We start from the raw sequence: 20,798 nt of genomic DNA on the forward strand, positions 1-20,798 counted from the left end.
GGCAGCGGTTCTATCCGTGAAATCGCATCTCAGCCATGGGATTCGAGCGAACTGGCCGAGGAAACACCATGAGCGACCTTTCCCCTGGAGCATCACCCTCCGCTCGCCGGGTCGCCAAATCCAATCCACCTGCCGCCAACGGCGCGTCCGATCCGCTACAGGATCTCTTGCACGCTTTGCAGGCGATGCGCGCTGGCGATTTCTCGGTGCGAATGACCGGCGACCACCTCGGGATCGAGGGCAAGATCGCCGACACCTTCAACGAGATCGTCGCTGCCAACCAGCGCATGGCGCAGCAGCTGGAGCGCGTCGGCCAGGTGGTGGGGCGCGAAGGCAAGACGCGCCAGCGCGTCAAGTTCGACCTCGCGAGCGGCTCGTGGGCGGACATGGAAGGCTCCGTCAACACCCTGATCGACGACCTGCTGTGGCCGACCCGCGAAGTCACGCGCGCGGTTGCCGCCGTGGCCCAAGGCGATCTGTTGCAAACCGTGCAGCTCGATGTCGACGGCCGCCCACTTGGCGGCGAATTCCTGCAGTCGGCCACCATCGTCAACACGATGATCAAGCAGCTCGGCGTATTCACCTCGGAAGTGACGCGCGTGGCGCGCGAAGTCGGCACCGAGGGCAAGCTCGGCGGCCAGGCCCAGGTGCCGGAAGTGACCGGCGTCTGGAAGGACCTGACCGAGAGCGTCAACTCGATGGCCAACAACCTCACCGGCCAGGTCCGCAACATCGCCGAGGTCACCATCGCGGTGGCCAATGGCGACCTGTCGAAAAAGATCACGGTCGACGTCCGCGGCGAAATCCTGCAGCTCAAGGAAGCCATCAACACGATGGTGGACCAGCTTCGCTCCTTCGCCTCCGAAGTGACCCGCGTCGCCCGCGAAGTCGGCACCGACGGCAAGCTCGGCGGCCAGGCCATCGTGCCCGGCGTCGCCGGCACCTGGAAGGATCTGACCGACTCCGTCAACGCCATGTGCGGCAACCTCACCGCCCAGGTCCGCAACATTGCCAACGTCACCACCGCGGTGGCCCGTGGCGACCTCTCGCGCAAGATCACGGTCGACGTCCGCGGCGAAATCCTGGAGCTGAAGGACACCATCAACACGATGGTCGACCAGCTCAACTCGTTCGCGTCGGAAGTGACCCGCGTCGCCCGCGAGGTCGGCACCGAAGGCAAGCTCGGCGGTCAGGCCCAGGTGCCTGGTGTTGCCGGCACCTGGAAGGACCTCACCGACAACGTCAACTTCATGGCTTCCAACCTGACGGCGCAGGTCCGCAACATCGCCGACGTCGCGACCGCCATTGCCGGCGGCGACCTCTCCAAGAAGATCACCGTCAACGTGTCGGGCGAAATCCTTCAGTTGAAGGAAACGCTGAACACGATGGTCGACCAGCTCAATGCTTTCGCCGGCGAGGTCACGCGCGTCGCGCGCGAAGTCGGCACCGAGGGACGGCTCGGCGGCCAGGCCAACGTGCTCGGCGTCGCCGGTACCTGGAAGGATCTCACCGAGAGCGTCAACTCGATGGCGTCCAACCTGACGGCGCAGGTCCGCAACATCGCCGAGGTGACGACCGCGGTCGCCAATGGCGACCTGTCGAAGAAGATCACGGTGGACGTGCGCGGCGAAATTCTGGAGCTGAAGGACACCATCAACACGATGGTCGACCAGCTCAACGCCTTCGCCGGCGAAGTCACGCGCGTCGCTCGCGAAGTCGGCACCGAAGGCAAGCTCGGCGGCCAGGCCAACGTGCGCGGCGTCGCCGGCACCTGGAAAGACCTCACCGACAACGTCAATTCGATGGCCGGCAACCTCACCGCCCAAGTCCGCAACATCGCGGAAGTCGCGACCGCCGTGGCGAAAGGCGACCTGTCGAAGAAGATCACGGTGAACGTATCAGGGGAAATCCTTCAGCTGAAGGAAACGCTGAACACGATGGTCGACCAGCTCAACGCCTTTGCCGGCGAAGTGACGCGCGTCGCGCGCGAGGTCGGCACCGACGGCAAGCTCGGCGGCCAGGCCGAAGTGCCCGGCGTCGCCGGCACCTGGAAGGACTTGACGGACTCGGTGAACTCGATGGCGGGCAACCTCACCGCCCAGGTCCGTAACATCGCGGAAGTGGCGACCGCGATCGCGGGCGGCGACCTCTCGCGAAAAATCACGGTCGACGTGCGCGGCGAGATCCTGCAGCTCAAGGAAACGCTGAACACGATGGTCGACCAGCTCAACCGCTTCGCCGGTGAGGTGACGCGCGTGGCGCGCGAGGTCGGCACCGAGGGTCGATTGGGCGGTCAGGCCAACGTGCCCGGCGTCGCCGGCACCTGGAAAGACCTTACCGACAACGTCAACTCGATGGCCGGCAATCTGACCGGCCAGGTCCGCAACATCGCCGAAGTAACGACCGCGGTGGCAAAGGGCGACCTGTCGAAGAAGATCACCGTCGACGTCAAGGGCGAAATTCTCGAGCTGAAGAACACCGTCAACACGATGGTCGACCAGCTCAACGCCTTCGCCTCGGAAGTGACGCGCGTGGCCCGCGAGGTCGGCACCGAAGGCAAGCTCGGCGGCCAGGCCCAGGTGCCTGAAGTTGCCGGCACCTGGAAGGACCTCACCGACAACGTCAACTTCATGGCCTCGAACCTGACCGCGCAGGTCCGCAACATCGCCGAGGTCGCAACCGCCATCGCCGGCGGCGACCTGTCCAAGAAGATCACGGTCGACGTGCGCGGCGAAATCCTGCTGCTCAAGGACACCCTCAACACGATGGTCGAGCAGCTACGTTCGTTCGCCGCCGAAGTGACGCGCGTCGCGCGCGAGGTCGGCACCGAGGGACGGCTCGGCGGCCAGGCCGTGGTGCCCGGCGTCGGCGGCACCTGGAAGGACCTCACCGACAACGTCAACCTGCTGGCGGCCAACCTGACCACACAGGTCCGCAACATCGCCGAAGTCACGACCGCGGTGGCGCGCGGCGACCTGTCGCGCAAGATCACGGTGGACGTGAAGGGAGAAATTCTCGAACTGAAGAACACCATCAACACGATGGTCGACCAGCTCAACGCCTTCGCCGGCGAAGTGACGCGCGTGGCGCGCGAAGTCGGCACCGAGGGCAAGCTCGGCGGTCAGGCGCAGGTCCCCGGCGTCGCCGGCACCTGGAAGGACCTCACCGACACCGTTAACTTCATGGCGGCCAATCTGACCGAACAGGTGCGCGGCATCGTCAAGGTCGTGACCGCGGTCGCCAACGGCGATCTGAAGCAGAATCTGACCGTGAAATCGAAGGGCGAAGTCGCAGCGCTTGCCGACACCATCAACAACATGACCGAGACGCTGGCGATCTTCGCCGATCAGGTGACCAGCGTGGCGCGCGAAGTCGGCGTCGAGGGGCGCCTCGGCGGCCAGGCCAACGTGCCCGGCGCGGCCGGCACCTGGAAGGACCTCACCGGCAACGTCAACCTGCTCGCCGCCAACCTGACCTCGCAGGTGCGCTCGATCGCGGAAGTGGCGACCGCCGTGACCAAGGGCGACCTCACCCGCTCGATCCAGGTCGATGCCCGCGGCGAAGTCGCCGAACTCAAGGACAACATCAACACGATGATCGGCAACCTGCGCCTCACGACGCAGGTCAACACCGAGCAGGACTGGCTCAAGACCAACCTCGCCCGCTTCACCAACATGCTGCAGGGGCAGCGCGAGCTCTCCACCGTGGGACGGCTGCTGCTGACCGAACTGGCGCCGCTGGTCAACGCGCATATGGGCGTGATCTATCAGGTCGAGACCGCCGATTACCCGCAATTGCACCTGCTCTCGTCCTACGCCGGCGACGGCGCCATTCCGCATCCGCTGATCGTGCAGTTCGGCGAAGGCCTGATCGGCCAGTGCGCCATGGACAAGCGCCAGCGGCTGATAGCGGATATTCCCGCCGACACGGCGCCGGTCAATTCGGCGCTGCTGCGCGTGATCCCCCGGAACATCGTCGTGCTTCCGGTATTGTTCGAGAACCAGGTGAAGGCCGTGATCGAGCTTTCCTCGATCTCCTCGTTCACGACGTCGCAGATGACTTTCCTGGAGCAACTGACCGACAGCATCGGCATCGTGCTCAACTCCATCGAGGCCACGATGCAGACCGAGGGCCTGTTGAAGCAATCCCAGCAGCTCGCCGGCGAATTGCAGACGCAGCAGAAGGAATTGCAGCAGACCAACGAACAGCTCGAGCAGAAGGCGCAGCAGCTCGCCGAACGCAACGTCGAGGTGGAGAGAAAGAATCAGGAAATCGAACAGGCGCGGCGCGCGCTCGAGGAAAAGGCGACGGAACTTGCGCTGACGTCGAAATACAAGTCCGAATTCCTCGCCAACATGTCCCACGAGCTGCGCACGCCGCTCAACAGCATCCTGATCCTCGGCCAGCAGCTCACCGAAAATCCCGACGGCAATCTGTCGGCGAAGCAGGTCGAGTTCGCCCGCACCATCCACGGCGCCGGCACCGACCTTCTCAACCTGATCAGCGACATCCTCGACCTGTCGAAGATCGAATCCGGCACGGTGACGGTCGATGCCGAGGAGATCCTGACCTCGAATCTGCTCGAGACCGTCGGACGGCCGTTCAAGCACGAGGCTGAGAATCGCCGCCTGTCGTTCAAGATCTCGGTCGACGAGAATTTGGGCCGCAGCATGGTGACCGACTCCAAGCGCCTGCAGCAGGTTCTGAAAAATCTGCTGTCGAACGCGTTCAAGTTTACCGCCGAGGGCGGCGTGGAGCTGAAGGTATCGGCCGCAGTCGGCGGCTGGAGCGCCGAGCATCCGATCCTCAATCACGCGCCCGCCGTCGTCGCCTTCGAGGTGACCGACACCGGCATCGGCATTCCCCTGGAGAAGCAGAAACTGATCTTCGAGGCGTTCCAGCAGGCGGACGCCGGCACCAGCCGCAAATACGGCGGCACCGGCCTCGGCCTTGCGATCAGCCGTGAGCTCGCAAGCCTGCTCGGCGGCGAAATCCATCTGCGCAGCGCGCCCGGCAAGGGCAGCACCTTCGTGCTGTATCTGCCGCTGAAATATTCCGGCCCCACGATCGCGCCGCGCACCCCTGCCCCCTCGCCATTCACGCCGGCGCCGGCGCTGCAGGTCGCTTCGACGCAGGAGCGGGCCATCGAGCAATTACCCGACGACCGCCTCAACCTCGAGCCGGGAGACACCATTCTCCTGATCGTCGAGGACGATCCGCATTATGCGCGGGTGCTGATTGACCTCGCCCGCGACAAGAACTTCAAGGTGCTGGTCGCCAGCCGCGGCGCTGAGGCGCTCGAACTCGCCAAGCAGTTCCAGCCGGCCGCGGTTTCGCTCGACGTCTTCCTGCCGGATATGCTGGGCTGGACCGTGCTGAGCCAGCTCAAGCACAATCCACTGACGCGGCACATTCCGGTGCAGATCATCACGCTCGACGAAGACCGCCAGCATGCGCTGGCGCGCGGCGCGTTCTCCTTCGTCAACAAGCCGACGACGACGGAAGGCGTCAGCGCGGCGCTGTCGCAGATCAAGGAGTACGCCAAACCCCGCCGCAAGCGCCTTCTAATCGTGGAGGACAACGCGGCCGAGCAGATGAGCATCACCGAACTGCTCGGGCACGACGACATCGAGATCCTGACCGCCGATACCGGCGCCGAAGCGTTGTCGACGTTGCGGAACCAGCCGTGCGACTGCGTCGTTCTGGATCTGCGACTGCCCGACATGAGCGGCTTCGAGGTGCTCGACCGTCTCCGCAACGACGAAACGCTCTCGAACGTGCCGGTCGTGGTGTTCACCGGACGGGAACTTTCGGCCGAGGAAGATGCGGAACTTCACACCATGGCACGAAGCATCGTGGTGAAAGGCGTCGAGTCGCCGGAACGGTTGCTCGACGAAACGTCGCTGTTTTTGCACCGTGTGATCACGGAATTGCCGGTCGAGAAGCAGAGGATGCTGGAGAAGCTCAACAGTTCCGATGAGGATCTGGTTGGCAAGACCGCGCTGCTGGTCGACGACGACGCCCGCAACATCTTTGCCCTTTCCAGCGTGCTGGAACGTCGCGGTATGAAGGTATTAACCGCAACCACCGGCCATGAGGCGATTGCGCTGGTCGAATCGAACCCCAACATCGCCATCGTGTTGATGGATATCATGATGCCGCAAATGGACGGATATCAGACCATTGGCGTCATCAGGCAAAACCCGTCCTTCGGCCGCCTGCCGATCATCGCGTTGACCGCCAAGGCAATGAAAGGCGACCGCGAGAAATGCCTCGAAGCCGGCGCTTCGGACTATCTCGCCAAACCCGTCAATACCGAGCAGTTGCTGCTCGCCATCCGAATGTGGCTACACCGCTGACCAGCGTAAGCAGATGATGGATCAGGAAAAGGTAAACATTCTTCTGGTTGACGATCAGCCGGCGAAGCTGCTCGCCTATGAAGTCATCCTGAAGGAACTGGGCGAGAACCTGGTCAAGGCTTCGTCCGGGCGCGAAGCGCTGGAGTTCCTGCTCAAGAACGACGTCGCCATCATCCTGGTCGACGTCTGCATGCCGGAGCTCGACGGGTTCGAGCTCGCCGCCATGATCCGCGAACATCCCCGCTTCCAGAAGACGGCAATGATCTTCATCTCTGCGATCCAGGTCAGCGATATCGACCGGCTGCGCGGCTATGAGATGGGCGCGGTCGATTATGTTCCGGTGCCGGTGGTGCCGGAGGTGTTACGCGCCAAGATCAAGGTGTTCGCGGAGCTCTATCGCAAGACGCGCCAGCTCGAGCGCCTCAACGTCGAGCTCGAAGATCGCGTGCGCGCCCGGACCGCCGAACTGGAGGAATCGCACGCTCGCCTTCTGGAAAGCGAGCAGCGTCGCAGTCTCGCGATCGCCGCCGGCAAGATGGGCTCATGGGATTGGGATTGGGTCAACGGCGACTTCATGTGGGACGAAGGCCAGTACCAGATCCTCGGCGTCGATCCCGACAAGTTCGAACTGACGCCCGCCAATATCCAGGCGCTGTTTCATCCCGACGACGTTCAGGAATTGCACGATGCGTGGGCGAGCTTCGCCCGCGGCGCGAAATCATACGAAGCGGAATTCCGCATCATCCGGCCGAATGGCGAGATGCGCTGGTGCGCAGGCACGGCCGCGGCGAGCACCGACAAGGGCGGCCGCGTCATCCGCGTCAGCGGCGTCACCGTCGATATCACGGAGCGCAAGCAGGCCGAGGAGCGGCAGAACCTGTTGGCGCGGGAAGTCGATCACCGCGCCAAGAACGCATTGGCGCTGGCGCAATCCATCGTCCGGCTGACGCGCGGCGACAATGTGAAGACCTACGTCCGTTCGGTGGAGGGGCGGATCAATGCGCTCGCGCGGGTGCACACCGTGCTCTCATTGTCGAGCTGGCAAGGCGCCGAAATAAGGAAGCTGATCGCCGAGGAGCTGGCGCCCTATTCCACCGGTGAGCAGATCGACTTGTCCGGTCCCGAAGTGCAACTCGAGCCGGCAACGGCGCAGACCGTCGCGCTGGCGCTACACGAACTCGTCACCAATTCCGCCAAGTATGGCGCCCTGTCCGCGTTGTCGGGCCGGCTGTCGGTGATCTGGGAGGTGGACCAGGCAGGCGTTCTCAGGATCAAATGGTCGGAGACCGGCGGACCGCCGGTCGAAAAGCCGGTGTCACGAGGGTTCGGAACCAGAAGCGTGATCGCCAGCATCGAGTCGCAGCTCGGCGGCCAGGCCGAATTCGATTGGCGCCACGAAGGCCTGCTGTGCCACCTCTCGGTGCCCTTGTCGCAACGGCAGTTTGCCACCCGTCCGGTTTCGCTCGCCGAGGCTGTCACCGACGGCAACGGTCTGCGGCGCGCCGAGCGGTAGGCGGCGGGCCAGCAGCCATGCAGAAGCTGTTGTCATACGCCGGTCGGCTAGAGCGCGGCCCCTGCAACGGCACCGCCCCGTTGGCCAACCGATCCCATCGACGCTTCGATCGCGCGCATCAAATCCGGCGGACGAAACGGCTTCTGCAGACAGACGACATCGGAAAATTCCGGCGTTCCGGACAGAAAGTCCAGCGCGGTCATTCCCGAAATCGCAATCACGGGCTGGCCCGGCACGTGGGCGCGCAGCGCTGCAATCAAGTCCGAGCCGTTGGCGCCCTGCAGAAAGATATCGACGATCGCAAGGTCGAAGCCTGTTTCGTCGAACAGCTTCAGCGCGGATGCGACGCTGTCTGCCTCCACGATTTCGAACTGATGGATGCGCAGCACGATGGAAATCATCGTACGAACGGCGGCCTGATCGTCAACAACAAGCACGCGGGGCATCGAAGCCTCCCGGATCGGTCGTGCGAACAGCTTACGATGAAATTCGCGGGACGCGGCGGTTCCGCAGGCATTATTCAGCCGGTCGGTAAAGAGGTGGTTACCCTCATCGGGCTCCCTGCTGTCTCCTCAGATAGGGATTCCTGCAGAGGCGCCGCTAGCGTAATCTCGAACGGGCGATTCCCGCGGATGGTATCGGCTCGATGTTCGGCCGCATCGGATGGATTGTTTATGCGTATTTGAAACCTTTGTGATGGTGCGTTCGCTGCCACTTTTTCCGGAGCTGACATTTGGGTGACGAGCGCAACATCTTTCTTTCCACCTTACCGGCGACCCGTGGCGATCGCATGTCCGCGCTCGCCGTGGTCGGCGTCTCGGCAGTGCTGTTCGCCGTCGCCGTGCCGTTTGCCGGTGTGCCGCTTTCCCCCGTCCCGGCCTTCGTTGCGAGCTATCAGTCCGCACTGGCCATCAACGACCTGATCACCGCCGTCCTCTTGTTCTCACAGTTCGCGATTACCCGTTCGCGTGCGCTGCTGCTGCTCGCGAGCGGATATTTTTTCACGGCCATGGCGGCCATCGTCCACGCCCTCACCTTTCCCGGCCTGTTCGCACCAAGCGGGCTGCTCGGTGCGGGAACACAGACCACCGTTTGGCTCTACATGGTATGGCACGGCGTATTCCCGCTACTGGTGCTCGGTTATGCGCTGCTGAAGGCGACGGACAACGACAAGATGCAAGGCTCGGCCGGCACGGCCGTCATTGCGAGCATCGTTGCGGTCGGCGCCGTGATGGCCGCGTTCACCTGGATCGTCACCGCCCAGCACGACCGTCTGCCGATCCTTCTGAGCGGCGGTCATTACACGCCGGTCATGCTTGGGGTGGTCTCCACCGTATGGTGCCTGAGCCTCGCGGCATTGGCGGTGCTGTGGCTGCGCAGGCCGCATTTCGTTCTCGACATCTGGCTGATGGTCGTGATGAGCGCCTGGTTGTTCGATATCGCCCTGTCGGCGATCCTGAACGTGGCGCGCTTCGATGTCGGCTTCTATCTCGGCCGCATCTACGGCCTGTGCGCCGCAAGCTTCGTGCTCACCGTATTGCTGATCGATAATGTCGGCCTGCAAGGCAAGCTGGCGCGCCTGCTTGGAACATCGCGCCGGGAAATCGTCTCGGAAAGGAATCTTCGGGCCGAACGCGAGCGCCTGTTCAGCGCCGTCGTCGAATCGTCCAACGATGCCATCATCACCAAGCTGCTAGATGGAACGATTTCGGGCTGGAACGGCGCCGCGGAGCGCCTGTTCGGCTTCACGGCGGCGGAAGCGGTCGGCAAGAGCATCGATCTCATTGTGCCGCCGGACAGGCGCGTGGAGATCGGAGATATCCTGGAGCGAGTCGGCAGCGGCGAGCGGATCGAGCACTATGAAACCTCGCGCGTCTGCAAGGACGGACGCACCGTCGAGGTTTCGCTCAGCATCGCTCCGATCAGGTCGGCTTCCGGCCAGATCATCGGCGCTTCCAAGATTGCGCGCGACATTACGGAAAGCAGGCGAACCGAGCAGGCGCTTAGCCAGGAGATGGAAGAACGGCGGCGCATATTTGAATCTTCGAACGATCTCATCCTGGTGAGCGACTCCATGGGGAATTTGATCCAGGTCAGCCCGAGCGTCACCGACATCCTCGGATATCAACCGTCTGAAATGGTCGGACACAACGCGATCAATTTCATCCACCCCGACGATCTCGAACACACCCGCAAGGAGATGCGGGCGGGACGCCGGGGAAAACGCAAGCGCAATTTCGAGACTCGCTACATCAGCAAGGACGGCAAGTCCGTCACGCTGAATTGGACCGGGACGTGGTCGGAACCAGTCCGCCGCCATTTCTTCATCGGCCGCGACCTGACCGAAAAGCAGGCGGCGGAAGCCCAATTGCGGCATGTGCAGAAGATGGACGCGGTCGGCCAGCTCACGGGCGGCGTCGCGCATGACTTCAACAACATCCTGACCGTGATCACCGGCACCATCGGCATTCTCGAGGAAGCCGTCGCCGATCAGCCGCAGCTCGCAGCCGTTGCCAAGCTGATCGACGAAGCTGCCGACCGCGGGGCCAATCTGACCAAGCACCTGCTCGCCTTCGCCCGCAAGCAGCCGCTGCAGCCGCTCGAGATCGACGTCAATGCGCTGGTGCTGGAAGCGGCGAAGCTGCTGCGACCCACGCTCGGCGAACACATCGAAATCACACCATTGCTGGCCGAGGATGCATGGACCGCGCTGGCCGATCCGAACCAGCTCACCACGGCCGTCCTCAACCTGGCCATCAACGCGCGCGACGCCATGCCCAATGGCGGCAAGCTCGCGTTCGAGACCAGCAACGTCTTCCTCGACGAAAACTACGCGGGCATGCACGACGAGGTCGCGCCGGGCCATTACGTGATGATCGCCGTCAGCGACACCGGCTCGGGCATCCCGCCCGCCCTGCTCGAACGGGTATTCGAACCCTTCTTCACGACCAAGGAAGTCGGCAGGGGCACCGGCCTTGGACTCAGCATGGTGTTCGGCTTCGTCAAGCAGTCGGGCGGCCACGTCAAGATCTACAGCGAGGAAGAGCACGGCACCTCCGTCAAGATCTACCTGCCACGGGCAACGGGATTGCAGCAGACCGCGGCGGAAGCGCTGGTCGCGGCCAATATCGAAGGCGGCAACGAAACGGTCCTGGTGGTCGAGGACGACGCGCTGGTGCGGCGCTATGTAATGACCCAGATCGAGAACCTGGGCTACACCACGCTAGAGGCGGCCAATGCGTCCGATGCGCTGCGCATCATCGACGACGTGCCTGCCATCGACCTGCTCTTCACCGACGTGATCATGCCCGGTACCATGAACGGCCGGCAGCTCGTCGACGAGGCGCTGAAGCGGCGGCCGGGCCTCAAGACGCTGTACACGTCGGGCTATACCGAGAACGCCATCGTTCATCATGGCCGGCTGGATTCCGGCGTGCTGCTGCTGGCAAAGCCATATCGCAAATCCGAGCTCGCCCGGATGATCCGGCTGGCGCTTGCCAGTTGAGCAAGCCCTGCGGCTGATATATCCGTGGATGGCACACCCCACGCGGGTGCAGCTCCAGGGACCGGCGCTTTGAAAAATCTCATCACCGATGTTTCCGGCGTTCGCGTCGGCCACGCCCAGGATGAAGCCCTCGCATCCGGCGTCACCGCCATCCTGTTCGACACTCCCGCCGTCGCGTCGATCGATGTGCGCGGCGGCGGCCCCGGCACCCGTGAGGACGCCCTGCTCAGGCCCGAAAGCACCCTTGAGGCGATCGACGGCATCGCCCTTTCCGGCGGCTCGGCGCTCGGGCTGGATGCCGCGGGCGGCGTACAGGCGTGGCTTGCAGAACAGGGACGCGGCTTTCGGGTGCGCGACGCGCTGATCCCGATCGTGCCGGGCGCGATCTGCTTCGATTTGCTCAACGGCGGCAACAAGGCATGGGGACGCTTCCCGCCCTATCGCGATCTCGGCTACGCCGCAGCGTGCGCGGCGGGCGGCGATTTCGCGCTGGGCAGCGTCGGCGCCGGCCTCGGCGCGACGACGGCCAATTTAAAGGGCGGCCTTGGCTCCGCTTCCGCACAGACCGAAAGCGGCGTCACCGTCGGTGCGCTTGCGGTAGTCAATGCGGTGGGCAGCGTGACCGTCGGTGACGGCCCGTGGTTCTGGGCGGCGCCGTTCGAGAAGGATAACGAGTTTGGCGGGCGCGGACTGCCGCCCGCGTTCACGCCGGATATGCTGCGGGCGCGTCTGAAGGGCGGACCGGCGGTAACGCCTGCGGAGAACACCACGCTGGTGGTCGTGGTCACAGACGCCGTGCTGACAAAACCGCAGGCCAAACGGCTGGCGATGATCGCACACACTGGCATGGCGCGCGCCATCTATCCCGTCCATGCAACGACGGATGGCGACGTGGTATTTGCCGCAGCGACCGGCAAGAAACCGATCGATCCGCTGTTCGGCCTCACCGAACTCGGCATGGTGGCCGCCAACACGGTCGCGCGCGCGATTGCGCGCAGCGTCCATGCTGCGACCGCGCTACCCTTTCTGGGTGCGCTACCGGCGTGGGGCGATCGCTTCGGCTAGAGCATGATCCGGAAAAGTGGGTACCCCTTTTCCGGAGAGATCATACTCAAGATAAAAAGGTCGCAATCAAGGGATCTCGCCGGATCTCGTGTTTAGGCGCTCATTGAGAGCGATGCGGTGGCGCCCGACGAAATTGCCTGGGCCTGGCGCTGGATCATCTGTTAGATGAAATTGTAGGACGACGTCGCGGCGCTGGATGAACTGCTGGACGCGGCCGACGTCATCGTCACCTTCGAACCATCAGCATAGGTCAGTGACGTCGTCACCGAACCGTCGCTGTTGGTGACGGTCGTGGTGGTGGCGCCCTGCAAGGCCTGCGAGAACGGATCGGAGCCCGATCCGCCGCTACCGCTGGCGTCGTCAGATTTGCGGTGTCCCTTGTTGGGCCGCAGCGCCGAGGCCAGTTCCTTCAAACTGACCGAGCCGTCGCCGTCCTTGTCGAGCTTGCCGAACACGCTGTAGGCATTCGCGACATTGGTGCCGCCGGCGCCGAGCGCCTCCTCGAATTCCGCCTTGGTGATCTTGCCGTCACCGTCGCCGTCGATCTGTCCGAACAGGTCCTTCAGCGCGTTGTGGCGGCTCTTGGATGCCGTGGTCGATCCCGTCGAGGAACGGCTTTGCGCGTCGAGCAGCGCGCTCATGGTTTCCGGCGATATCGACGAACTGCCGGTACCGCCCGAGCCGGCTCCCGGACCGATCGAAGCCGACGCGTTCGAGGTCATCGAAGCGAACGAGTTTGCGGAGTTCTCGCTAACGCCGGTGGATGGCGTTGATGATTTCGACGACGCTAGCGCCTTGAGGGCATCGATGGCCGACGACGCGGCGCCCAGAGCAAAGAACATGGCGGAACTCCAACATGCCGCACAGACAGCGGCTGACCGTGTTCCCCTTCCCTCAGCAAGCGCCGTGCCACCGGGAAAAACCCAATAAAACCGAGCTTTCCCGAATCCCTGCGATCCCACACGGTCGGCAATAACTGCCAAGCTGCGGCAGATTTTTCCGCCCACAGGAGACGTTTTCGGCCGCATTGCCCCCGGGCGCTCTGCATGATACGCGGGGCCGTTCCGCCCTCTCGCAAGCGTTTCGGGAAAGCGCACATGTCTCAGCAATTTGCGTCACGTCCCCTCGTCATCGCGCCGTCGATCCTGGCGGCGGATTTTGCCAAGCTTGCCGAGGAAGTCCGCGCTGTGGACGCGGCGGGCGCCGACTGGATCCATCTCGACGTGATGGACGGACATTTCGTGCCGAACATTTCCTATGGCCCTGATGTCATCAAGGCGATGCGCCCGCACACCAAGAAGATCTTTGATGCGCATCTGATGATCTCGCCCTGCGATCCCTATCTCGAGGCGTTCGCAAAGGCCGGCTGCGATCACATCACCGTCCATGCCGAGGCCGGCCCGCATCTGCACCGCTCGCTGCAGGCGATCCGCGCGCTCGGCAAGAAGGCCGGCGTCTCGCTCAACCCGGGCACTCCGGCGAGCGCGATCGAATATGTCATCGACCTGATCGACCTGGTGCTGGTCATGTCGGTCAATCCCGGCTTCGGCGGCCAGGCCTTCATCAAGTCCGCGCTCGGCAAGGTCAGCGATATCAGGGCGATGACGGCGGGACGTCCGATCGACATTGAAGTCGATGGCGGCGTCGCGCCCGACGTTGCCGGCCAGCTCGCCGCCGCCGGAGCGAACGCGCTCGTCGCGGGCTCGGCGGTATTCAAGGGCGGCACCGTGGATAGCTACAAGGCCAACATTTCCGCGATCCGCCACGCGGCGGCGCTGGCGCGCGGCGAAGCGATCTGAGGCGGATTGCCGGTCCCTCGCGCGCCGAACCATTCCTTATCCCGTCGCGACCAACCGGGCATGGACGAACGCCGCAACACGATATTTTCCTCGATATTTTCTCGCGCCTTACAGCGGCTATTGACCGAAGCACTTCAACCCGGCGAGCGCGTGCTCTGGCGGGGCCAGCCCGACGGCGTCGCCCGCATGATGATGTGGCGGTTTCTGTGGTGGATCGGAATTCCCTGGCTGCTTGTTACTGGTATCGCGATCTCCAGGGGTTGGGTCGGTCAATCGACGGTGCCGCTGTTGATGGTCGGCATCATGATGATCGCCGCCCCCTTCGTGATGTGGCTGCACGACCTGCAGACGCTGTTCGCGGTCACCAATCGCCGGGCGCTGATCGTGCGCACGGCCTGGGGCAAACAGACGGTGTCGGCAACGCGCTTTGAAGACATGGATAAGACATTCGAGCTAGCCGACATCGGCCGCGGCGCCGGCCATCTGAACTTCGCGTCGGGAAGATCGACCCGCTCTCCGGATACCGATTACAGCGGCCGCTACGGGTTCCGCTGCGTTCGAAATCCTTCAGGTGTCGGCGACATTCTGGAGCGCGCACGGCGTCGGCCCCCGTAAGCGGGGCGGCAGGAAAGCCACAACGGCGTGCCGCACGCCATGGAACCCTAAAGTCCATGCTGCGGCCACAAAGCATCACGCATCTCGCCATAAAGGAAGATCAGCATCTCGCCTTTCACGGATGGGACAAGAATATGATCAAGGCCTTCACCGCAGCCGCAATGCTCCTGGTCCTCGCGCCTTCCGCCGCGCTCGCGCAGCGCGCAGGTGACGCCGCGCTGGGCGCGGTCGCCGGCGCCGTCGTGCTGGGTCCGGTCGGGGCTGTGGCCGGCGCCTTTGTCGGCTATACGGCCGGGCCTTCGATCTCGCGCTCGTGGGGACTGGAGGGCTCGCGCTCGTCACGGCATCGGCGGCAGTCGTCACGGGACAGCGTGCGCGGCGCGCGGGCGGAAGCCGTCGGCCCCGCATCCGCCGGTCCAGCCGAGCGAAGCGGCCGCGCCACCAGCTATCCCGTGCCGAACCCGCCGCGCTCAAAAGCGCCGCCGGTCCAGACACTCGAATGAACGCACGCCGCGATCCGGCGCTACCCCTCGCCGTCCACGACCACAGCCGACCGCGGCGGACGCACCACCGTCACCGAGCAGGCGGCTTCGGCGGCGACTTTACCGGCAACGCTGCCAAGCAACGAGCGCAGCATTGAATTCTGTCGCGCGCCCATCACGATGTGATCGACGTGATTGACCCTGGTGAATTCCAGGATCGCCGACGCGGGATCAATTGCCTCCAGCACGTGCACCGTAAGCCGGCTTTCGTCGAGCTCCAGCGGCTGCGCCCAATGCCGGAGCGCGACCATGCGATCGATATGCTTGTTGTTGCCCTGCTCGTCGAGCGTCCGGTCGATGGTGATGCGCCCGAGCTTGAGCACGTTCAGGCAGGCGAGCCGCGCCGATGGCAATGTCGCCAATAGCTGGGCAGTGGTCCGGCGCAGGCATTCGTTGAGGGTTGGCGAGCCCTCCTCGGTGTCGAGCGCAACGACCACGATCGGCCCCGAAGCCAGTTGCGCCGCGACATCGGATTTCGGTTTCGGCAAAGTCACGCCCTGGTTGAAGCGGCGGCGCCAGACCGTGCTGAGCGGATCGCGCTTTAGCCGCTCCGATCGTGCCGTCAGCTTGACCTGATCGGGATGGACCAGCTCGAACGCCAGTTGGGAAGCCGTCGGATGGCGCCACACCGGCTCGATCTCCAGGCAGCGCAGCACGATTTCCTGTAGCCATGGCGGATAGTCCGGCCGCAATTTGCGTGGTGGATAGGGATCGCGCCACAGCCGCCGGCGCATGCCGCGCAACGTTTCGCTCTCGCCGAACGGCCGCTCGCCGGTCGTGAAGAAATACAGGAGCACGCCGAGCGAAAACAGATCGCTGCGCGGATCGTCGCGAACGCCGAGCAGGCGCTCGGGAGCCATATAGGGCGCGGTGCCGTAAGGAAGACGAAACTCTTCCTGCAGCAGATCCGGCAACTGGTTGTGATGCGACAGGCCGAAATCGATCAGAACGCATTCGCCTGATGGCCGAAACATGATGCTGCTTGGCTTGATGTCGTGGTGGATGACGTTCTGCCGGTGCAGGTCCGCCAGCGCGGTCGCGATCTGTCCCCCGATCACCCTCGCCTCTTCATAGGGGATCGGCAGATTATCGATCCGGCTCAGAAGCGTCTTGCCGGGGATGCGCTCCATGACGACATAGGCCTGGCGGTCGAAATCGCCGCTGCCGAAGCAGCCCGGCACGTGCGGCCCGGCCAGCCGCGGCAGGATCATCTGCTCCATCTCGAATGAGACGATGGCGGCTGGATCCTCGCCCTCGGAAACCCGCGGCACTTTCATCAATATCGGCACGGTGATGCCGGGATGGGTCACGGTCCACAGCGTCGCCATGCCGCCCTGGTGGATGCGCTCGCCGATCATGAAGCCGTCAAGTTCAGCGCCCGGCGCGATTGCAGGCTTCGCCATCCCTTACTTTCCCATAAGCAAACGATCGGCCAGCCAATGCGGCAGGCCGTTGGCGCGGATCCGATCCGCGGCCGCTTCCACGTCATAAGGCACGCGGCAATAGCTGATCTCGCGCGAGGCCGTGTCGAGCATTGCGAACGACGCCGCCGGGTCGCCGTCGCGCGGCTGCCCGACGGAGCCGAGAACGGCGAGCCAGCGCCGGCCGCCGAGCAACTGCACCGGCACGTCCGTGGTCGGGACGAAGCTCGTCATCTTCGCCGCCGACGACATCGAATACAGCGCCGGCCGGTGGATGTGTCCGCAGAACGTGACATGGGCGTCGGTGGCCTCGATGCTGCGCGCGGCATCGGGCGTATCGCGCACATAGTGCCAGCGCGCCGGGTTAGATGCGTCGGAGTGCACGTAGAGGCGATCGTCTTCGCGCACGCTCAGCGGCAATTTCGCCAGAAAGCGCCGTTGCGCGACGCTCAGCCGGCCGCGCGTCCACTCGATCGCGGCAGTGGCTGCGGCATTCATGTTCTCGGACGGGGTGCTGACGGCGTGATCGTGATTGCCAATGACGGCAAGCGCGCCCTCGTCGACAAGGCCCATCACGGTATCGACCGCCCATTCGGGATCGGCGCCATAGCCGACGACATCGCCGAGGCAGACGATCCGTTCCGCGCCGCGGGCGCGCGCGGCATTGAGGCACGCGCTGAACGCCTGCCGGTTGGCATGGATATCGGCAAAGATAGCCAGCCGCACGTTTTCCTCCGCATCCATCATCGCGCACGCACCTGCGCCTGTCTTGATGGATATCAAACAACAGGCGGCTTGCGGGTTGCAATCAGACGGAAGGCGCGAGGGTCACGCGGCTCCGCTCGCAACGGCGATCAATAATGCGGGAAAGGGTCAGCGCTTGCGCGGTGCTTCCAAGCCCTTGAGCAGCAGCCCAAGGAGCGCATCGATCCGCGCCGGGGCACCGGGCTCGTTCCATTCCTCGGCATGGGCGGGATGGTGGAAGCGGCTGGTGGCGTCGAAAATGGCGCGCGCCGTCGCCTTGACGTCGGCGACCTCAAACGCGCCCTGCTTCACGCCGTCGGACAGGATCAGCGCGATCTGATCGACCAGGCAGTCCTTGTGGCAGCTCACGGCCTTGCAGGCCTCGCGCGCCAGCGTCAGGTAGGTCGCAAACATTTCGGGATCGTCGCCAAGCCGCTCGTGCTTGATCGCAAACATCGTGCGCAGCCACTTGTCGAGCCGCGCCGGCGCCGGGCCGGACGCTTCCGCGACCTTCAGGAGCGGTGCGCTGAGACGGTCGAGCCAGCGCTTGGCCACCGCCTCGCGCAACGAGGCCTTGCTGGGGAAATGGCGGTAGACGCTGCCGTGGCTGACGTCGAGGGCACGGGCGACATCGACCACCGTTGCCTTGGCGAGCCCATAGCGGCGCAGAACGTCCTCAGTGACCTCCAGGATTCGTTCGGGGGTCAGAACCACGACTTCGTTCATGCGCGCACCTGCGAAACGACGGGATGGGTGGTCATTCTAGTCCCCCTGTAGCGCCCCGGACGAGGTTAATGTTTCACCGGTTCCAGCCGCTCGGCCTGCGCCGCCAGATGGCGGGCAACGCTCTGGTTAAGCCAGTGTTGGATTTTTTGAATGATTTGGGCAGTCATGGCAGTAGTCCTTTGCAAGTACCCGGACTCAGAGCCAACGAGCCGGATGACGCCCCAATACCGGCGTCGGCAATGGATATAGCATGTCTCGCTGACAGATTTCAATATCTGTCAGTCAATAATCCGTGATTGACCGGCCTTCGAGCGCCCGCTCCCCATCCCCAGCGGAAGCCTTACTGCTGGTCCTTGGGCGGCATCCGCGGCGGAAGCAGCGGTGTAAACGACACTCCGTCGCCGTCGCGGGGCGCTGCGGCCAATGCCCCGCCCGTGGAGGGGTCGCCGCCCGAAGTATCGATGATCGCTGTCGGCATGATGTACTCCCGGGCGGCCTGGAGAAGGTTACCCCCGCCATCGCCAAAATCGGCGGCGCGACCGCGCTGCGGCCGCCCGGCGGCGATCTCGCCCACCGCCTTGTCGGTCTTTTGCGCGAGCTTGTCGCTATAGGGAAGCCGATGAGCCCGCGGGATGCCACTCGGCCGATTGCCGTCGTCGAGCGCCTCGACCCAGAGGTAGATCGAGCCCGGATCGCCCTCCAGCGAGTGCGGCTCCACGATCCGGGCCTGCAGCAGCTTGAAGCTTGCGGGCAGAGCGTCGACGCTGGCCCAGCCCAACAGTCCGCGAACGCCGATGAAGCTCACAATGTAGAACGCACTGGTCACGACCACCGCGACCGCCTTGGCCGACCAGGGCAGCCGTGCATAGACCAGGACGATCAGCAGCAGCGCGCCGATTAGCGCGTAGCTGATGGAGAGCGTGAGGACGACCGATTGCAGGTTATTCACGGCGCATCCTGACACCGGTTTTCGGATCGAGGTCGGCACCGTTGGCGCGAACATTGCGGAACGTCTCCATCAGCGACTTGTGCCGCTGCTGGACGTCGACCACCTTGCCCTCGGCATCGAGCCAGAAGCGCAGCGCGGTCTTTTCGTCGCCGGTGTGGTCCACCGTCAGGCGGTCGTCGAAGATCACCTGCGCGGTCGGATTGAGTTTCTGGACCTTCACCTTCACAGCGACGGGCTGCGCCGTCGTAGCCTGGAAGTGCGAGATGTTGACCGTATACTCGCCGGGGACGACGCCGCGCACGGTGACGATCTCCTCCCGGATCGGCGAGTGAATCTTCTTGCCGTTGACGACGATGAAATCGTTGGCGCCGCCGCGATCGTCGCGGTCGAGCGTGAGAAAGCCGGCCTCGCGGCGACGGTACCAGGCGACGTTGCCGGCGGGGTCCTGCACGAACAGGTCGAGGTCGTCAGGATGATTGTCGGGCCAGTCCATGGTGATGATGAACTCGGCCTTGGAATCGATCTTGCCGTCCTTCGAATCCGGCGAGACCGCCAGCAGCGCCAGGAAGAACAGGAACGCGATCACCTGAAGCGCCTTGAACAGCATCACGCCGAGCGGATCGAACGGCTCCTCGCGCGGATAGAGACCGAACTCATCGATCATGACTTTCGTTCCAGCGCGGGCGTAACGTGCGTCTCGGTCAGCATGACGGCGTCGGAAAACACCCGCTGGGTTGCGGCGTCCAGCATGTAGTATTGAATCTTCACGAGTATGGAGCCGATCAGGCCGGCCAGCGTCGTGTACATGGCCACCGCCATGCCGTCGCTCATCAGGCCCATGGATGATTTCATCGCGGCTTTGTCCGCCGCGTCGAGGGTTGCGATCGGCGCCAGCATGATGATGAAGCCGATGATGGTGCCGAGCAGTCCGAGCTTCATCAGCGTGTCGGACACGAAGGCGCCAAACCCGTTGGAGCCGCGCAGGCGATCGGCGAGCGAGCGCAGCAGCAGGGTCTGGTCGATCCGCCCGGCAGGCTGCGCCTGCGCCTTCATCACCAGGTTGCGGATGTGATCCGGCACCAGGCCGCCCGGAAGTGCACGCACGTCATCAAGTCCCCTTAGCTCCCCGGGCGCCGACAGGATGGCGCGGCAGCGTCGCGTGATCTCGCCCTCGCGCGCGATCGCGCGGCTGCGCCAGAAGCAATGGAAGCAGGTGAGGATGTAGAGGACGCCGATGACGCTCGAAATATAGGTGCGGTCGGAGACGACCATGAGATGGAGCAACCCGTAGCGCCAGAGCACGACGACGGCGAAGACCGACAATCCGGTGAAGATCATCCACAACAGCAGGACGCTGCGTTCCGACGTCTCCGCGGACGATAAGATGTCGGCGCTTGCCGTGGTACTCATGCTGCGCAGCTCCTTGGGCAGGCCGCAGGCTTCCACCCGACGCGGGGCAGCGAACGGGCCTCTGGCCTTTGTTAGATCAGCCGTCCCGGTTTCGTCCAAAGACATACGCCCAGGATTGGTTGGGAAAATTTCCCGAGTTGCACCGCGCCG

General features: G+C 64.1%; 15 protein-coding genes. 7 read left to right on the plus strand and 8 right to left on the minus strand.

Features of this window, described 5'->3' with window-relative positions; genetic code table 11:
- The first annotated feature begins 68 nt into the window (after positions 1-68).
- Both AC0QUY_RS10155 and AC0QUY_RS10160 read left to right on the plus strand, forming a co-directional pair.
- Entirely contained in the window at positions 69-6,359 is a 6,291-nt protein-coding gene (locus AC0QUY_RS10155; RefSeq protein ID WP_475386737.1) for a HAMP domain-containing protein, read from the plus strand.
- Positions 6,360-6,375: 16 nt separating this feature from the next.
- Positions 6,376-7,872 (plus strand): HWE histidine kinase domain-containing protein, encoded by a 1,497-nt coding sequence (locus tag AC0QUY_RS10160; RefSeq protein WP_475386738.1) that lies wholly within the window; start codon positions 6,376-6,378, stop codon positions 7,870-7,872.
- Positions 7,873-7,919: 47 nt separating this feature from the next.
- On the opposite strand, the gene AC0QUY_RS10165 is transcribed toward AC0QUY_RS10160, so the two are convergent.
- Positions 7,920-8,318, minus strand: coding sequence for a response regulator (locus AC0QUY_RS10165; protein ID WP_475386739.1), 399 nt, complete (start codon positions 8,316-8,318; stop codon positions 7,920-7,922).
- Positions 8,319-8,662: 344 nt separating this feature from the next.
- Here AC0QUY_RS10165 and AC0QUY_RS10170 point away from each other — a divergent pair, with 344 nt between their 5' ends.
- Positions 8,663-11,377, plus strand: a complete 2,715-nt coding sequence (locus AC0QUY_RS10170; protein WP_475386740.1) for a PAS domain S-box protein — start codon at positions 8,663-8,665, stop codon at positions 11,375-11,377.
- A 69-nt stretch (positions 11,378-11,446) separates the two neighbouring features.
- On the plus strand, positions 11,447-12,442 hold the full coding sequence (locus AC0QUY_RS10175; RefSeq protein WP_475386741.1) for a P1 family peptidase: 996 nt from the start codon (positions 11,447-11,449) through the stop codon (positions 12,440-12,442).
- Positions 12,443-12,603: 161 nt separating this feature from the next.
- Here the strand turns inward: AC0QUY_RS10175 and AC0QUY_RS10180 are convergent, their stop codons facing one another.
- Positions 12,604-13,284: an EF-hand domain-containing protein gene (locus AC0QUY_RS10180; RefSeq protein ID WP_475386743.1), complete on the minus strand. Its 681-nt coding sequence runs from the start codon at positions 13,282-13,284 to the stop codon at positions 12,604-12,606.
- 255 nt (positions 13,285-13,539) lie between these two features.
- Here AC0QUY_RS10180 and rpe point away from each other — a divergent pair, with 255 nt between their 5' ends.
- The 3 genes from rpe (at position 13,540) to AC0QUY_RS10195 (ending at position 15,359) form a co-directional block, all read left to right on the plus strand.
- Positions 13,540-14,241, plus strand: a complete 702-nt coding sequence (rpe, locus tag AC0QUY_RS10185; protein ID WP_475386744.1) for a ribulose-phosphate 3-epimerase — start codon at positions 13,540-13,542, stop codon at positions 14,239-14,241.
- Between the two features lie 120 nt (positions 14,242-14,361).
- On the plus strand, positions 14,362-14,856 hold the full coding sequence (locus tag AC0QUY_RS10190) for a hypothetical protein (protein ID WP_475386745.1): 495 nt from the start codon (positions 14,362-14,364) through the stop codon (positions 14,854-14,856).
- 134 nt (positions 14,857-14,990) lie between these two features.
- On the plus strand, positions 14,991-15,359 hold the full coding sequence (locus AC0QUY_RS10195; protein ID WP_161856605.1) for a DNA-directed RNA polymerase subunit N: 369 nt from the start codon (positions 14,991-14,993) through the stop codon (positions 15,357-15,359).
- 20 nt (positions 15,360-15,379) lie between these two features.
- Here the strand turns inward: AC0QUY_RS10195 and AC0QUY_RS10200 are convergent, their stop codons facing one another.
- The 6 genes from AC0QUY_RS10200 to AC0QUY_RS10225 all read right to left on the minus strand — a co-directional run bounded on the left by AC0QUY_RS10200 (position 15,380) and on the right by AC0QUY_RS10225 (position 20,648).
- Complete coding sequence (locus AC0QUY_RS10200; protein WP_475386746.1) at positions 15,380-16,801, minus strand: protein kinase domain-containing protein; 1,422 nt, start codon at positions 16,799-16,801, stop codon at positions 15,380-15,382.
- Positions 16,802-16,804: 3 nt separating this feature from the next.
- Complete coding sequence (locus AC0QUY_RS10205) at positions 16,805-17,545, minus strand: metallophosphoesterase family protein (protein WP_475386747.1); 741 nt, start codon at positions 17,543-17,545, stop codon at positions 16,805-16,807.
- Between the two features lie 147 nt (positions 17,546-17,692).
- On the minus strand, positions 17,693-18,289 hold the full coding sequence (locus AC0QUY_RS10210; RefSeq protein WP_161853707.1) for a TetR/AcrR family transcriptional regulator: 597 nt from the start codon (positions 18,287-18,289) through the stop codon (positions 17,693-17,695).
- Between the two features lie 340 nt (positions 18,290-18,629).
- Positions 18,630-19,238, minus strand: a complete 609-nt coding sequence (locus AC0QUY_RS10215) for a hypothetical protein (RefSeq protein ID WP_475386748.1) — start codon at positions 19,236-19,238, stop codon at positions 18,630-18,632.
- Positions 19,231-19,902 carry a hypothetical protein gene (locus AC0QUY_RS10220; protein ID WP_475386749.1) on the minus strand — a complete coding sequence of 224 codons (672 nt, stop codon included), beginning with the start codon at positions 19,900-19,902 and terminating at the stop codon, positions 19,231-19,233. Before AC0QUY_RS10220 ends, AC0QUY_RS10215 begins: the two co-directional genes overlap by 8 nt.
- Positions 19,899-20,648, minus strand: coding sequence for a MotA/TolQ/ExbB proton channel family protein (locus AC0QUY_RS10225; protein ID WP_475386750.1), 750 nt, complete (start codon positions 20,646-20,648; stop codon positions 19,899-19,901). Before AC0QUY_RS10225 ends, AC0QUY_RS10220 begins: the two co-directional genes overlap by 4 nt.
- Positions 20,649-20,798: the final 150 nt, after the last annotated feature.

The sequence above is a fragment of the Bradyrhizobium sp. WYCCWR15520 genome, from assembly GCF_056174665.1.